The organism is Streptococcus sp. Marseille-Q6504 (genome assembly GCF_965111625.1).
On the sequence record NZ_CBCOON010000002.1, the window covers coordinates 49839 to 64880 of the forward strand.

General features: G+C 41.7%; 14 protein-coding genes. 12 read left to right on the forward strand and 2 right to left on the reverse strand.

Annotation, left to right across the window (positions count from 1 at the left end):
• Nucleotides 1–15 precede the first annotated feature (15 nt).
• On the reverse strand, nucleotides 16–5250 hold the full coding sequence (locus ACWPUA_RS02365) for an SIALI-17 repeat-containing surface protein (protein WP_454378882.1): 5235 nt from the start codon (nucleotides 5248–5250) through the stop codon (nucleotides 16–18).
• Nucleotides 5251–5561: 311 nt separating this feature from the next.
• Here ACWPUA_RS02365 and ACWPUA_RS02370 point away from each other — a divergent pair, with 311 nt between their 5' ends.
• The 12 genes from ACWPUA_RS02370 to ACWPUA_RS02425 all read left to right on the forward strand — a co-directional run bounded on the left by ACWPUA_RS02370 (nucleotide 5562) and on the right by ACWPUA_RS02425 (nucleotide 13227).
• The gene (locus tag ACWPUA_RS02370) at nucleotides 5562–5807 is read left to right on the forward strand and encodes a YneF family protein (RefSeq protein WP_004251708.1); all 246 of its coding nucleotides are present in this window, start codon (nucleotides 5562–5564) and stop codon (nucleotides 5805–5807) included.
• Between the two features lie 207 nt (nucleotides 5808–6014).
• Nucleotides 6015–6809 carry a glutamate racemase gene (gene racE, locus ACWPUA_RS02375; protein WP_006152238.1) on the forward strand — a complete coding sequence of 265 codons (795 nt, stop codon included), beginning with the start codon at nucleotides 6015–6017 and terminating at the stop codon, nucleotides 6807–6809.
• Entirely contained in the window at nucleotides 6806–7777 is a 972-nt protein-coding gene (locus ACWPUA_RS02380; RefSeq protein ID WP_454378884.1) for a nucleoside-triphosphate diphosphatase, read from the forward strand. Before racE ends, ACWPUA_RS02380 begins: the two co-directional genes overlap by 4 nt.
• Entirely contained in the window at nucleotides 7753–8274 is a 522-nt protein-coding gene (locus ACWPUA_RS02385; RefSeq protein ID WP_006147856.1) for a metallophosphoesterase, read from the forward strand. Before ACWPUA_RS02380 ends, ACWPUA_RS02385 begins: the two co-directional genes overlap by 25 nt.
• Nucleotides 8271–8732 (forward strand): cyclic-di-AMP-binding protein CbpB, encoded by a 462-nt coding sequence (cbpB, locus tag ACWPUA_RS02390; protein WP_454378887.1) that lies wholly within the window; start codon nucleotides 8271–8273, stop codon nucleotides 8730–8732. The genes ACWPUA_RS02385 and cbpB overlap by 4 nt, the downstream gene beginning before the upstream one ends.
• Nucleotides 8729–9463, forward strand: a complete 735-nt coding sequence (gene xerD / locus ACWPUA_RS02395; protein WP_006147858.1) for a site-specific tyrosine recombinase XerD — start codon at nucleotides 8729–8731, stop codon at nucleotides 9461–9463. The genes cbpB and xerD overlap by 4 nt, the downstream gene beginning before the upstream one ends.
• Nucleotides 9463–10197, forward strand: coding sequence for a segregation/condensation protein A (locus tag ACWPUA_RS02400; protein ID WP_006151813.1), 735 nt, complete (start codon nucleotides 9463–9465; stop codon nucleotides 10195–10197). The genes xerD and ACWPUA_RS02400 overlap by 1 nt, the downstream gene beginning before the upstream one ends.
• A gap of 12 nt (nucleotides 10198–10209) precedes the next feature.
• Nucleotides 10210–10779, forward strand: coding sequence for an SMC-Scp complex subunit ScpB (scpB, locus tag ACWPUA_RS02405; RefSeq protein WP_006152059.1), 570 nt, complete (start codon nucleotides 10210–10212; stop codon nucleotides 10777–10779).
• Nucleotides 10766–11491, forward strand: a complete 726-nt coding sequence (locus tag ACWPUA_RS02410) for a pseudouridine synthase (RefSeq protein ID WP_454378890.1) — start codon at nucleotides 10766–10768, stop codon at nucleotides 11489–11491. The genes scpB and ACWPUA_RS02410 overlap by 14 nt, the downstream gene beginning before the upstream one ends.
• Nucleotides 11491–11727 (forward strand): membrane protein insertion efficiency factor YidD, encoded by a 237-nt coding sequence (gene yidD, locus ACWPUA_RS02415; protein WP_454378892.1) that lies wholly within the window; start codon nucleotides 11491–11493, stop codon nucleotides 11725–11727. Before ACWPUA_RS02410 ends, yidD begins: the two co-directional genes overlap by 1 nt.
• Nucleotides 11728–11841: 114 nt before the next feature.
• Nucleotides 11842–12906, forward strand: coding sequence for a glutamyl aminopeptidase (gene pepA, locus ACWPUA_RS02420; RefSeq protein ID WP_454378894.1), 1065 nt, complete (start codon nucleotides 11842–11844; stop codon nucleotides 12904–12906).
• A 24-nt stretch (nucleotides 12907–12930) separates the two neighbouring features.
• Nucleotides 12931–13227 carry a hypothetical protein gene (locus ACWPUA_RS02425; protein ID WP_006152271.1) on the forward strand — a complete coding sequence of 99 codons (297 nt, stop codon included), beginning with the start codon at nucleotides 12931–12933 and terminating at the stop codon, nucleotides 13225–13227.
• Between the two features lie 28 nt (nucleotides 13228–13255).
• On the opposite strand, the gene ACWPUA_RS02430 is transcribed toward ACWPUA_RS02425, so the two are convergent.
• A complete protein-coding gene (locus ACWPUA_RS02430) occupies nucleotides 13256–14887 on the reverse strand; it encodes a Na/Pi cotransporter family protein (protein WP_281137668.1) in 1632 nt (543 codons plus the stop codon).
• Between the last annotated feature and the right edge of the window lie 155 nt (nucleotides 14888–15042).

Consider the following 15042-nt stretch of genomic DNA (forward strand, 5'->3'; position numbering starts at 1 on the left):
ATAGATTTATTGGGATCACTCTTTTTTACCTTTTAGCAAGAAGGCTGCAGTTAAAGCTAAGCTGAGACTTGCCATGAAGAGGAGTGGGCTGGCCTCTTCTCCAGTGGCAGGAAGTTGTTTGTCATTTGTAGAATTTTCACCATTGAGCTGGTTTTTATTTGCTAATGGACTAGCTTCTTCGATTTGACTTGAGCTTGGTTGTTGGGCTTCTGTTTCAGTCTTGTAGACGATAGCATAAGTAGTCAAATCAATGGTGAGAAACTCAAGCATGCCATCACGAATTGTGAAATCTTGTGCTTTCAAGTCTTTTTCTGAACTGAAGCGATAGAATTCTTGGACTGTGCCAGAAATTGGTAATCGAACGAGGACAGCACCTTTTGCTTGGATTAGTTGACCATTTTCATTCTTGAGTTGAATGTCGTAGGCATCATATTTCTTGCCCAAGAGTTCTTGCTTGTCTACTTTCTGGATTTCAAGATAACTTGCTTCACCTAGCTCATTTGCTCCACTGATGACTTGAACTCCGGTAGTCTGGTCTTTTAAGGCTTTGAGTTTAAACTCAGGAAGAGAGATGATAGGCGCCGCTTGGTCGCTCGCAGTACCAATAGGGCCAGTGTATTCAGGAATATCCACGATAGGCGCCGCTTGGTCGCTCGCAGTACCGATAGGGCCAGTGTATTCAGGAATATCCACAATAGGCGCCGCTTGGTCGCTCGCAGTACCGATAGGGCCAGTGTATTCAGGAATATCCACAATAGGCGCCGCTTGGTCGCTCGCAGTACCGATAGGCTTAGTATATTCAGGAATATCTACGGTAGGCGCTGCTTGTTCCCCTGCAGTACCGATAGGCCCAGTGTATTCAGGGATATCTACAATAGGCGCTGCTTGGTCGCTCGCAGTACCGATAGGCTTAGTATATTCAGGAATATCTACGGTAGGCGCTGCTTGTTCTCCCGCAGTACCGATAGGTTCAGTGTGCTCAGGAATGGTTACTACTGGAGCAGGATCGTCACCTTTGCTTGTAACAACTGGATCTTCTATAGGTGCAGTTTCCCCTTTTGGAAAGACTGTTACAATAGTACTGCTTCGTGTTTCTCCTAGGATAGCATAAGCTTCTATTGGATTGCCAGTTTTACGTTCCGTAGTTTCAGGAATGTCGATTTCTACCTTGTTATCCTTTATGCTTAATACAGTTTGCTCGCCAGAAGTGACAAGATGATCTTCATCGACTTTTCTTAGGACTAGGGGATCTGTAACACCAGGGAATGTCACAGCAACAGCATCCCAGTTACCAGTTGGTAAAGTTAGGGTAACTGTCTTATCTTCTACCTTTATAGGTTCGAGGCTTGGTGTATCTAATGATACTGATGGAGCTTTTAGAATATCGAATGAATCAAGGGAGATTTTCTTTCGACCGTCTGGAGAATCTGGGTCTACTTTCAAAGTTAGGACATGGTCGCCATCTGCTAGATTAGTAAACTCTCCAATCAATGCTCCTTTTTCGGTAGCTCCGGCAGTGTAAAAGTCAAGGCTTGGCATTTCTTTTCCATCGAGTGTCACAAGTGCCTTGCCAAGAGCTGAAGTTTTCAGTCCATAGATACGGATACCTGTACCAGAGAATGGAATTCTTGCAGTTGCTTCAGGAGCGAGACTATCATCTGCGTTAATATCTGCATATTTCTCTGTAGAAGCATAGAGTTCCGCATCAGTCCAGTCTTTAAATGCCGATCCGTACTGGATACGAGAATCACGATCATCTATCTTCTCAACTGTTTCTCCTTGACCTGGGAAGACCTTGAAGTAGTCTAAGGAAATTTTTGAGCGTTCACTTCCACGTCCCTTATGTTCACGCTTAACAGTGATAGTCATGAGATGAGGGCCTGAAGAAAGATTTGTATAACGACCGATTAGGACACCCTTTTCAGTAGCTCCATCTGTATAGAAATCAAGCTCACCAACAGATTTGCCATCGATTGTAACCTCAGCAAGTCCTAATTGAGAAGATTTGAGTCCGTAGATTTCAATACCAGGTCCATTGAAAGGAATGGTTGCTGTTGCATCTTTATCGGAATAATTTCCATTTGAGATGTCGGCGTATTTTTCTGTTCCGCCAAAGAGTTCTGAGTCAGACCAGTCTCCAAAGGCAGCGCCATACTGAATGCGAGAGTCACGATCGTCCATGAGCTCACTAAAGGCGGAGATTGAAGCAACATCAGAAACAGGTGTTGAACGGTCTCCTAGTATAGCCTTAACGGTATAAGTATAGGCATGGCTTGAATCAATAGAACGGTCGATAAAGCGAGTTTGGTTTGTTGTAAACTCACGGACAGTAGAAGTTTGACCAGTTTCATCTCTACTTTCCCGATGGATGACATAATGAGTCGCCCCTTCAACAGCATTGAAATTAAGTTCTGCAGTCGTTGAATCTTTTCGTTGGGCAGTCAGACGAGTAATACGACCAGGGAAGTTTTCAAAGGTAATGACATCGCCCTTTTGTGTCGTAAGTTGAATACGGTTGTCTTTGATGCGGGTAGCTTGTACTTCCTTGCCGTTTACCTTGACAAGGCTAGCTTCGATATTTGGATAGTCTACGACTAAGTCTCCACCCACATTAGAAATGAAAGATAGCGTTTCAAGATTCTTTTCTTTCCATTTCATGCTGACTTCAAAGTTACCACGAGCTACTAGGCCTGAGACTTGACCATCTTTCCATGCATCTGGAAGGGCTGGTAATGGGGCAATGTAGCCGGTGTGAGATTGAAGGAGCATTTCTGCCATTCCACTGGTTGCACCAAAGTTCCCATCAATTTGGAAAGGCGAGTGCGTATCCCAGAGGTTTTCTAGAGTTGAGGATTTGAGTTGTTCTGCCAATAAACGATGGGCACGATTTCCATCTAAGAGACGAGCCCAGAGGTTGATTTTATTGGCCTTAGACCAACCAGTACCACCATCTCCACGGTGGTTTAGGGTTGCGCGTGCAGCTTCTAGATATTCAGGCTGATCCTTGCCAAATAAAGTACCTGGGAAGAGACCAACTAGATGAGAAACGTGACGGTGATGGTTTTCAATGCCTTCGTTAGTGAATTGTGGGCTGTCTTCTTCGTACCATTCCTTGATACGGCCGTCTTGGTTGATATGAAGTGGTTTGAGCTTATTAAATTTAGCCTTCACTTCTGTTACCAAATCTTGGTCGATCTTCAGATGATTGGCTGCTTCCATATAGTCGTGGAATAGCTGCCAAACTAGAGATTGGTCAAAGGTATTCCCAATCGTGATGGTTCCATGTTCTGGTGAGTAGGATGGAGAAGAAACCCAGCGATCACTAGCCTTGTCGTAGTGCAAGAAGGAATTCCAGAACTTGGCTGTTTCCTTGAGCATTGGATAAATCTTTTCTTTAAGATAAGTTTCATCCTTGGTGAATTTGTAGTAGTCATAGACATTCTGCATCATCCAAGCATTGGCAGCAGGAGACCAACCCCAATAGTAGTTCCAACCAGGAGTAGTCCAGCCAAATGGTGTCGCCTGAGTATGAACCAACCAACCGTTTTCTTGACCTTCTTTGGATTCGATACCTGCATATTCTTTAGCAGCGATACGGCCATAGTAGCGCATGTCATCGATATAATTGATCATTGGCTTAGCCGTTTCTGCGAGATTGCTCATGTAGGCAGGCCAATAGTTCATCTGTAGGTTGACATTGAGGTGGTAGTCTGAGTTCCAAGGTGGATTATCTACAGCATTCCAGACTCCTTGCAAGTTGGCAGGGAGGGCATCTGTCCGATTACGAGAAGAACTGATGAGTAGATAACGTCCATATTGGAAGAAGAGTTCTTCTAGCTTTTGACCTTTTGTTGGATTATAGGTTTGGAGAGCTTCTTTTGTAGTTTGGTTAGACTTGCTACCGCCGAGGTTTAGTTGAACACGATTAAAAAGGCTTTGGTAATCCTTGATGTGATCATTTTTCAGAGTCTCATAGTCTTTGGCTTTAGCAGCTTCAACGATAGACTTAACAGTATTTTCTAGGTCAATATCCTTGCGATAATTGGTTTTTGGATTTTGAGCAAAGTTGGTCTTGGCACTGAGTAAAAGGGTCGCATAGCTGGCTCCGGTGACAGTCAAATAGCCATCTTGTGCAGTGACTTGTCCGTCTGTCTTGATTCCAAGATAGGAAGCAAATTTCAGACCATTGTCTTTGACAGTTCCTTTGAGCAAAATACCATTAGAATCAGTCGTAACTGCTCCTTGTTTATAATTCGAATATTCCCAGGAGTAGTCGCCATTCGCAATCAAATCTTCAGTCAAACTATTCCAGAGTGTAAAATCAAGGGTTTTATCCCCTTTTTTACTCAAGTGGGTCACAGTAACATCGTCAGGATAGCTAGAGAAGGTTTCGCGCTTAAAGTTTGTACCGTCTTGGGTATAAGAAGTGGTCGAGATGGCCTCAGAAATATCTAAGCCACGATGATAGTCGGTAACACTCTCCAGGCCTTTCTTTTGGTTGTTAAAGACCATAAAGATATCACCAAAAGATAAGTAACGACCATACTGAGCATTGTTTGGTCCGACTAGGTTGCGCTCCGCTAATTGTTTTGCTTTTTGGCGGTTTCCTTCTTCTAATGCCTTACGAATTTCTGCTAAGACCTTATAGCGGTCTTGATAATTCCCCCCATTGTAATCGGTGCTATCCGGTTGCGGTCCACCAGACCAGAGAGTTTTTTCATTGTATTGGATTCTTTCTTCACCGATGAGTCCAAAAACTTTTGCCCCCATTTCTCCATTTCCCACTGGCAGGGCTTGTTTTTCCCAGCCGTCATAAGAAGGAGCAGTTGGTTGGTCGTAATGAAGTTGATAGTTTTCTTGCTTAGTCATAGGAAGTTCTGGTTTTTCACTCTCCTTATTTTCAGAAGGTTCAACTACAGCGTTAGTCTCTGATTGATGATGTATTTGAGGTGTTTCCTTTTCAGGTTTTACCTCTTTGTCAGCTAATTCAGTAGAGGTTTGATTTTCTGTGCTTGGTTGATTTTCTGTGCTTGGTTGATTTTCCTTACCCTCTTGAGTGGGTTCCTCTACTTTTGTATTCACTTGAACCGTAGTCTCACTGACACTTGCTTGATTTTCTTTCACTTCGATGCCATCGGCAGCTACATTCTGTGTTGCTAGAAAAACAGCTCCCAGTAAAACAGAAGCAGTTCCAACGGTCAATTTTCGGATGCTATACTTACAGGATTTTTCCCAATAGCTCTTCTCCATAAAAACTCCTTTCTCAAATCTGTAAGCGCATACATTTTCTTGTAAAAAAATAAGCCTTGCAGAAAGATGTTTCCTTTGTTTTGTATAATCTTAATATAGCAAATAAATAGATTCAATGCAAGGTTTTTTAGGAAAAACTGAATTATTTTACCAAATTTTAGTTCTTTTTTAATTTTATTGAATTAAAAAAGATTAGAGCTGAGAAAGAATCTGAGTAATGCCCTACCCTTTTGAAAGCGTAAATCAAACTAGTCAGGCGTGGGACTTTATGGTATAATATAGAAGATTCAAAAAGAAACAGGAGAAATATTATGGACCTTATTTTAGCAATTGTCTTGATTGTTTTAGCTTTTCTAGGTGGAGCTCTTGGAGGAATGTACTTGGTGCGCAAGCAAATTGAAAAAGAATTTGCTGATAACCCACGTTTGAATGCAGAAGCAGTTCGTACTCTGTTGAGTGCAAATGGTCAAAAACCAAGCGAAGCTAAGGTGCAACAAGTGTACCACCAAATCATTCGCCAACAAAAAGCAGCCCTTGCTAACAATAAAAAGAAATAAATAGGAAAAGTCTGGGATGAAAATTCCAGACTTCTCACTATGTTCAACTGATATTTAAGGATAAGACTTTTTCCTTGCATTCTATTGATATTTGATTATGATTAAGAGGGAGATAGTCTGGAGTTTACCAGTCTGTCAGAAATTTCAGCGAGAAATGTAATGATAATGAACTATCAATCAGAAAAATAAGACTAGAAAGAAGACTGTATGGATAATCGACCAATTGGTTTTTTGGATTCGGGCGTTGGAGGCTTGACCGTTGTACGTGAGCTCATGCGCCAGCTTCCTCATGAAGAAATCGTCTATATTGGAGATTCGGCACGGGCACCTTACGGGCCTCGTCCTGCTGAGCAAATTCGTGAATATACTTGGCAGTTGGTCAACTTTCTTTTGACTAAGGATGTCAAGATGATTGTCATCGCTTGTAATACTGCAACAGCAGTTGTTTGGGAAGAAGTCAAGGCTAGGTTGGATATCCCTGTCCTCGGTGTCATTTTACCGGGTGCTTCAGCTGCTATCAAAGCAAGTCAGGGTGGGAGAATCGGTGTGATTGGAACACCGATGACAGTGCAATCAGATATCTATCGTCAAAAAATTCATGACCTAGATCCAAATTTGCAAGTTGAAAGCTTGGCCTGCCCTAAGTTTGCTCCCTTGGTTGAGTCTGGTGCCCTTTCAACCAGTGTGACCAAGAAAGTAGTTTATGAAACCTTGCGTCCATTAGTGGGCAAGGTAGACAGCTTGATTCTGGGCTGTACCCACTATCCGCTACTCAGACCCATTATCCAAAATGTGATGGGACCAGAAGTGAAACTGATTGATAGTGGAGCAGAGTGCGTGCGGGATATTTCTGTCTTACTCAATTATTTCGAGATTAATCGTGGCCGCGATGCAGGGCCTCTACAACACCGTTTTTATACGACTGCAAATAGCCATAGTTTTGCTCAGATTGGAGCGGAATGGCTAGAAAAAGAGATTCATGTGGAGCATGTAACATTATGACAAACAAAATTTATGAATACAAGGATGACCAGGACTGGTATGTAGGTGTCTGGGACGTCTACGGTGGAATCTATAGCCTCATAAAAGATCCTCTTGATCTTGATTTTATGGATTTGGCTCACATTTTCCGTGATGAGGAAAATGGTTTTCCAATCACGATTACGGTAATGCGCTGGTCTTCCAACTTCCGCTTGCTATCTTTTATCGTTGAGATTTTAAATGCAGAAGCCGGCCGAAACTTGGAAGTTATTCAACGCCAAGGTGCCTTGCTCTTAGTTGAAAATGGACAACTTCTGCATGTAGAATTGCCTAAAGAAGGAGTCAATGTTCAAGACTTTTTCGAGACAAATAAAGTCAGAGAAACCTTGCTCATAGCGACTCGTAATGAAGGGAAGACCAAAGAATTTCGTGCTATCTTTGACAAACTTGGATATGACGTAGAAAATCTCAATGATTATCCAGACCTACCTGAAGTAGCTGAAACAGGAATGACCTTTGAAGAGAACGCCCGCCTCAAAGCAGAAACTATTTCCCAATTAACAGGTAAGATGGTTCTAGCAGATGATTCAGGTCTTAAAGTCGATGTTCTCGGTGGTCTACCAGGCGTTTGGTCGGCTCGCTTCGCAGGAGTGGGAGCCACTGACCAAGAAAACAATGCTAAACTCTTGCACGAATTAGCCATGGTCTTTGAACTCAAGGACCGCTCAGCGCAATTTCACACAACCTTGGTCGTTGCTAGCCCAGGTAAGGAAAGCTTGGTCGTCGAAGCTGATTGGCCAGGTTACATTAACTTTGAACCTAAGGGTGAAAATGGTTTTGGCTATGATCCTCTTTTCCTAGTAGGAGAAACAGGCAAGTCATCAGCTGAATTAACCCTTGAAGAAAAAAATAGTCAATCTCACCGTGCCTTAGCCGTTAAGAAACTTTTGGAGGTATTTCCATCATGGCAAAGCAAACCATCATTGTAATGAGTGACTCCCATGGAGATAGCTTGATTGTAGAAGAAATACGTGATCGCTATCTTGGGAAAGTTGATGCCATTTTTCACGATGGTGACTCGGAGCTTCGCCCTGATTCACCGCTCTGGGAAGGAATTCAGGTAGTTAGAGGGAACATGGATTTCTATTCAGATTATCCAGAACGCTTAGTGACTCAACTGGGTCCTACCAAGATTATCCAGACTCACGGACACTTATTTGACATTAACTTCAATTTCCAAAAACTAGATTTCTGGGCCCAAGAGGAAGATGCAGATATCTGTCTCTATGGTCACTTACATGTACCAAATGCTTGGATGGAAGGGAAGACCCTCTTTCTAAATCCAGGTTCTATCAGCCAACCACGTGGAACCATCAGAGAATGTCTCTACGCTCGTGTGGAAATTGATGACAGCTATTTCAAAGTGGACTTTTTGACACGTAATCATGATGTGTATCCTGGCTTATCCAAGGAGTTTGCTCGATGATTGCCAAAGAATTTGAACTCTTTTTGCTGGAGCAAGAGGAAACCTTTTTGACTCCTGCTGAAAATTTGGCTGTGCTCATTGATACTCACAATGCAGATCATGCAATTCTCCTCCTTAGCCAGATGACTTATACACGAGTTCCAGTAGTGACTGCTGAGAAAAAATTTGTTGGGACCCTAGGGCTTAGAGATATTTTTGCATATCAAATGGAGCAGGATTTGAGTCAGGAAGTCATGGCGGATATGGATATTGTTCACATGACAAAGAAGGATGTCGCAGTAGTTAATCCAGACTATACATTGACGGATGTTTTACATAAGCTAGTGGATGAGTCTTTCCTGCCAGTCGTTGATAAGGATGGTATTTTCCAAGGGATTATCACGCGGAAGTCAATCCTCAAGGCTGTCAATGCCCTCCTGCATGACTTTAGTAAGGAATATGAGATTCGAAGCAAATGAGAGAATGGATTTTAACATTTTTAGAAGAAAAGCAAAATCTATCTAGTAATTCTAAACAGTCTTATAAATATGACTTGGAGCAGTTTTTAGATCTTATTGGAGGACGAATTTCTGAGACAAGTTTAAAAATCTACCAAGCTCAATTATCAAATTTTAAAATTAGTGCCCAAAAGCGTAAAGTTTCTGCCTGCAATCAATTTCTTTACTTTTTATACCAGAAAGGAAAGATTGGCACCTTTTATCGTTTGGAATTGCCGAAACAGGCTGAGAAAAAACAAGTCAAGTCAGAGCTTTTAGACTTGAGTTCTTTCTGGCAAGAAAGTACCTATCCAGAAGGGCGTTTAATAGCCTTATTGATAGTTGAATTGGGCCTCTTGCCTAGTGAAATTCTAGCCATAAAAATAAGTGATGTGAATCTAGATTTTCAAGTGTTGAGAATCAATAAAGCCTCTCAACAAAGAATCTTGAGTCTTCCCACAAAATTACTTGCAGAGTTAGAACCCTTGATGGGACAGACCTACCTCTTTGAAAAAACTGGTAAGCCATACTCTCGTCAATGGGCTTTTCGTCAGTTAGAAGCCTTTCTAAAGGAAAAAGGCTTTGCAGATTTATCGGCTCAAGGATTGAGAGAACAGTTTATACTGAGACAAATTGAAGAGAAGGTTGACTTGTATGAAATCGCCAAAAAATTGGGATTAAAAACAGTCATGACCTTAGAAAAATATAGATAATGGATATTAAATTAAAAGATTTTGAAGGGCCTTTGGACTTGCTCTTACACTTGGTTTCAAAGTATCAGATGGATATCTATGATGTACCGATTACAGAAGTTATTGAGCAGTATCTAGCCTACATATCAACCTTACAAGCCATGCGTTTAGAAGTGGCAGGTGAATATATGGTGATGGCTAGCCAACTGATGCTGATTAAAAGTCGTAAGCTCTTGCCAAAGGTTGCGGAAGTGTCTGATTTAGAGGATGACCTAGAGCAGGATCTCCTTTCTCAGATTGAAGAATATCGTAAGTTTAAACTCTTGGGAGAGCAGTTGGAAGTCAAGCACCAAGAACGAGCCCAGTATTATTCTAAAGCACCGACAGAGTTGATTTACGAAGATGCAGAACTCGTGCATGATAAGACCACGATTGATCTTTTCTTAGCCTTTTCAACCTTACTGACCAAGAAAAAGGAAGAATTCTCGAAAAACCATACAACTATTTTACGGGATGAGTATAAGATTGAGGATATGATGGTCATCGTTCGGGAATCCTTGGTAGAAGGGCAACAACTATGCCTGCAGGATTTGTTTAAAGAAACCAAGGATTTACAAGAGGTCATTACACTTTTTTTAGCAACCTTAGAGTTGATTAAAACCCAAGAAATTCTCTTGATTCAAAAAGAGAGTTTTGGAGATATTTATCTCATAAAAAAGAATGAGGAAAATCAAGTAGAGCAAAGTCAGGCTTGATAGAGAGGACGTATGAGTACTTTAGCAAAAATAGAAGCGCTCCTGTTTGTGTCAGGTGAAGATGGGATTAGGGCTCGTCAGTTGGCAGAACTCTTATCGTTACCACCAACAGGAATTCAGCAAAGCTTAGAAAAATTAGCCAAAAAGTATGAAAAAGACCAGGATTCTAGTTTGGCCCTGATTGAGACAGGAGGGGCCTACAGATTGGTGACCAAGCCTCAATTTGCAGCTATTTTGAAGGAATATTCTAAGGCGCCAATCAACCAGAGTCTATCTAGGGCTGCGCTTGAAACCTTGTCCATTATTGCTTATAAGCAACCTATCACACGTATAGAAATCGACGCTATTCGTGGGGTTAATTCAAGCGGAGCTCTAGCTAAGTTACAGGCCTTCGATTTGATACGAGAAGATGGGAAAAAAGAAGTTCTTGGTCGCCCTAATCTCTATGTAACTACGGAATATTTTCTAGATTACATGGGTATTAACCATTTGGAAGAATTGCCTGTGATTGATGAGCTTGAAATTCAAGCACAAGAAAGCCAATTATTTGGTGAAAGGATAGAAGCAGATGAGAATCAATAAGTATATTGCCCACGCAGGAGTGGCCAGTAGGAGAAAAGCAGAGGAGTTGATCAAGCAAGGCTTGGTGACTGTTAACGGCCAGGTAGTACGTGAATTAGCGACAACCATTAAGTCTGGCGATAAGGTAGAAGTTGAAGGTCAACCAATCTACAACGAAGAAAAGGTTTACTATCTGCTCAATAAACCACGTGGAGTGATTTCCAGTGTGACAGATGACAAGGGTCGTAAGACTGTTGTAGACCTTTTGCCCAATGTCAAAGAACGGATTTATCCGGTAGGGCGTTTGGACTGGGATACGTCTGGAGTTTTGATTTTGACCAATGATGGGGACTTTACAGATGAGATGATTCACCCTAGTAATGAGATTGATAAGGTCTATGTTGCGCGTGTGAAAGGGATTGCCAACAAAGAAAATCTCCGTCCCTTGACTCGAGGGGTTGAGATTGATGGTAAGAAAACCAAGCCAGCTGTTTATGAGATTCTTAAAGTAGATCCAGTTAAAAACCGCTCAGTTGTTCAATTGACGATCCATGAAGGGCGCAATCACCAGGTTAAAAAGATGTTTGAAGCTGTTGGTCTCCAAGTGGATAAACTCTCTCGTACTCGTTTTGGACATCTAGACTTAACGGGCCTTCGTCCAGGTGAATCACGCCGTCTCAATAAAAAAGAAATCAGCCAACTACACACCATGGCTGTAACAAATAATAAATAATGAAAAAAATCTTAATTGCGCCAGTGCGCTTTTACCAACGCTTTATCTCGCCAGCCTTTCCACCTTCTTGCAGATTTGAGCCCAGCTGTTCAAACTATATGATTCAGGCTATTGAAAAGCATGGATTCAAGGGGGTTCTGATGGGATTGGCACGGATTTTACGATGTCATCCTTGGTCTGAAATAGGTAAGGATCCCGTACCAGATCACTTTTCTTTAAAGAGAAATTCAAAATAAAAAGAATCACAGTCGTGATTCTTTTTTGGTGTAGATAGATCTATAGATTGATGATTTTCACTACCCTTCTCCTATAAAAAGTGGTAAAATGGTTGAAAGAAAGAAGGGATAGAAATGACAACATTATTTTCTAAAATCAAAGAAGTGACAGAACTTTCTGCTATCTCAGGTCATGAAGCACCTGTACGCGCTTATCTTCGTGAGAAGATAACTCCTCACGTGGATGAAGTAGTAACAGATGGCCTAGGTGGTATTTTTGGTATCAAACATTCAGAAGCAGTCGATGCACCTCGTATCTTGGTAGCGTCTCACATGGATGAAGTTGGTTTTATGGTAAGTGAAATCAAACCAGATGGAACCTTCCGAGTAGTTGAAATCGGTGGTTGGAACCCGATGGTTGTCAGCAGCCAACGATTTAAACTCTTTACGCGCCAAGGACGTGAAATTCCAGTCATCTCAGGTTCAGTACCTCCACATTTGACTCGTGGAACAGGTGGGCCAACCATGCCAGCTGTTTCAGATATCGTCTTTGATGGTGGTTTTGCGGATAAGGCTGAGGCTGAAAGTTTTGGTATCCGCCCAGGAGACACCATCGTTCCAGATAGTAGCGCAATCCTAACAGCTAACGAAAAAAATATCATCTCCAAAGCTTGGGATAACCGTTACGGAGTTCTCATGGTTAGTGAGCTGGCAGAAAACTTGTCAGGCCAAAAACTAGGCAATGAACTTTATCTTGGGGCTAATGTCCAAGAAGAAGTCGGACTTCGTGGTGCCCATACATCAACAACTAAATTTGATCCAGAAGTATTTTTGGCAGTTGACTGTTCACCTGCTGGTGATGTTTATGGTGGTCAAGGTAAGATTGGTGATGGGACCTTGATTCGTTTCTACGATCCAGGTCATTTGCTTCTCCCAGGTATGAAGGATTTCCTTTTGACAACTGCTGAAGAAGCTGGAATCAAGTATCAATACTACTGTGGAAAAGGTGGAACTGACGCAGGTGCAGCTCATCTGAAAAATGGTGGTGTCCCATCAACAACAATCGGTGTTTGTGCCCGTTATATCCACTCTCATCAAACACTTTATGCCATGGACGATTTCCTTGAAGCTCAAGCTTTCTTACAAGCCTTAGTTAAAAAATTGAATCGTTCTACAGTAGATTTAATCAAAAATTATTAAACAGAAATGACGGAGGTAATAGGGATGGAAGAACCAAACCTAGAAACCTTGATACGGGATCTTTACAATCATGCCCGTCAAAACCTGAGTGAAGATCTAGTGCTTGCACTTGTAGAGACTGCTAAGCAATTGCCAAGCACCAATGAGCGCTTGCTAGCAGTACGGCTATCGGGTCTGGTCACTATTGAACTTCTCAAGAATCCCAAGACCCCAGCGCCAGAGTTAGTCAATCTGGCCCGCTTTATCAAAAAGGAAGAAGCGAGATACAGGGGTGCAGCCGCATCTTCCTTTATGATTGGAGAGCTATTTAAAATGCTTTGATTCGAAAGAATCAAAGCATTTTTTTGTTTTAAATTTGTTCAGCCAAAACCTTTTCAGCAAGGTTCATAGCGTGGTCTGATACACGAGTGTAGTGTGAAATAATATCGATAAAGTTGACACCTGCTTGGGTAGAACATTCTCCGTTATTTAGACGTTTGATGTGAGTCTTACGAAGGACACGTTCCATGTTATTGATGTCTTCGTGTCGCTCGATAAGAGCTTGAGCTTTCTCGAGGTCGTTGTTTTCCACACTCTCAAGAGCATCTTTGACGAAATCACTAGTTTTAAGATAAATCTCTGCTAGTTCTTCTAAGGCAGCCTCAGAGAATTGAACATTCTTGCGTTGCAAGTAATCGTTAAGATTGAGCAGGGCTTCTGCGTGGTCTCCGATACGTTCCAAGTCTCGTGAAGAGTCAAGGATATTTGTTAAGACTTCACTCTCTTTTTGGCTCAAAGCTTCACCAGATAAACTAATGAGGTAACGAGTCAATTTTTCATCAATGGTATTGATAGCTTCTTCAGTCTTATGTCCCTTTTCTGCAACTTTTTCATTAGAGTTGATGATATAGTCATAAGAGAGGTCAAAGGCTTTCGCAGCATAATTACCTAGGTGTAGAAGTTCTTTTTTAGCATTTCCAAGAGCGATAGATGGAGCTTGTTTGATCAGTTGCTCATCAAGGTAAAGTGGCTCGTATTTGACAACCTCGTCTTCTCCAGGGATAAGTTTAGTTACCAAGAAAGCAAGAGCTCCGATGAATGGAAACTGAATGATTGTATTGGTAATGTTGAAGGTTCCGTGGGCGAAGGCAATGGTCATTTCTGGAGCTAGATTTAAGAAGCTCTCAAACCATTGGATTAAGCCTGTAAATGGAACGAGGAAGATAATACAGATAACAGTCCCGATAACGTTAAAGGCCACATGGGCTGCCGCCACACGTTTGGCTGCAATATTAGCACCCAAGGAAGCGATAATAGCAGTGATGGTTGTTCCAATGTTATCTCCAAAGAGAACTGGTAGTGCACCCTGAAGGTCAATCAGATTGCTAGCGTAGAGATTTTGTAGAATCCCGATGGTCGCTGAGGAGGCTTGAATCAGAAGGGTTAAACCTGTTCCGACAAGAACACCCAAGATTGGATTTTTACTAAGTTCTACCATGTAGTCTTTAAAGACTTGTAAATCCTTAAGGGGTTCCATAGCGCCACTCATAAGATTGAGGGCAAAGAAGATACCACCGACACCAAAGACAATTCGTCCGATGTTATTGATGGTTCTATTTTTGGTGAAGAAGAGACAGACTGCTCCGAGAAAGAGCATAGGTAATGCGTAGTCTCCCAATTTAAAACCAATGATAAAGGATGTGACGGTTGTTCCAATATTGGCACCCATGACAATCCCAATGGCCTGACGTAAAGTCAATAGTCCAGCGCTAACCAGACCAACTGTAATAACCGTAACACCTGAACTCGATTGAATCAGGGCAGTCATCCCAATTCCAACTAAAATTCCAAAGAAAGGATTGCTAGTATATTTGTCAATGTAAAATCGAAGACGATCTCCAGCTGCTTGTTGCAAACCGTCCCCCATGGTTTTGATACTATATAAGAATAGTCCCAGGCCACCTAAAAAGTGAAATGCAATTTCCTGCCAATTAATGGACATTTTATTTTCCCTCCGAAAACTAATCGCGGAATTTCTCCCATTCTATTTTAAAGGATTCTAAGCAATCTAACAAGTAGTAAACACATTTTTTTAGAAAAATATCATGAAAATGTAAAAAAAGTAATTGATTGTCTAATTTATATCATTTATTCACC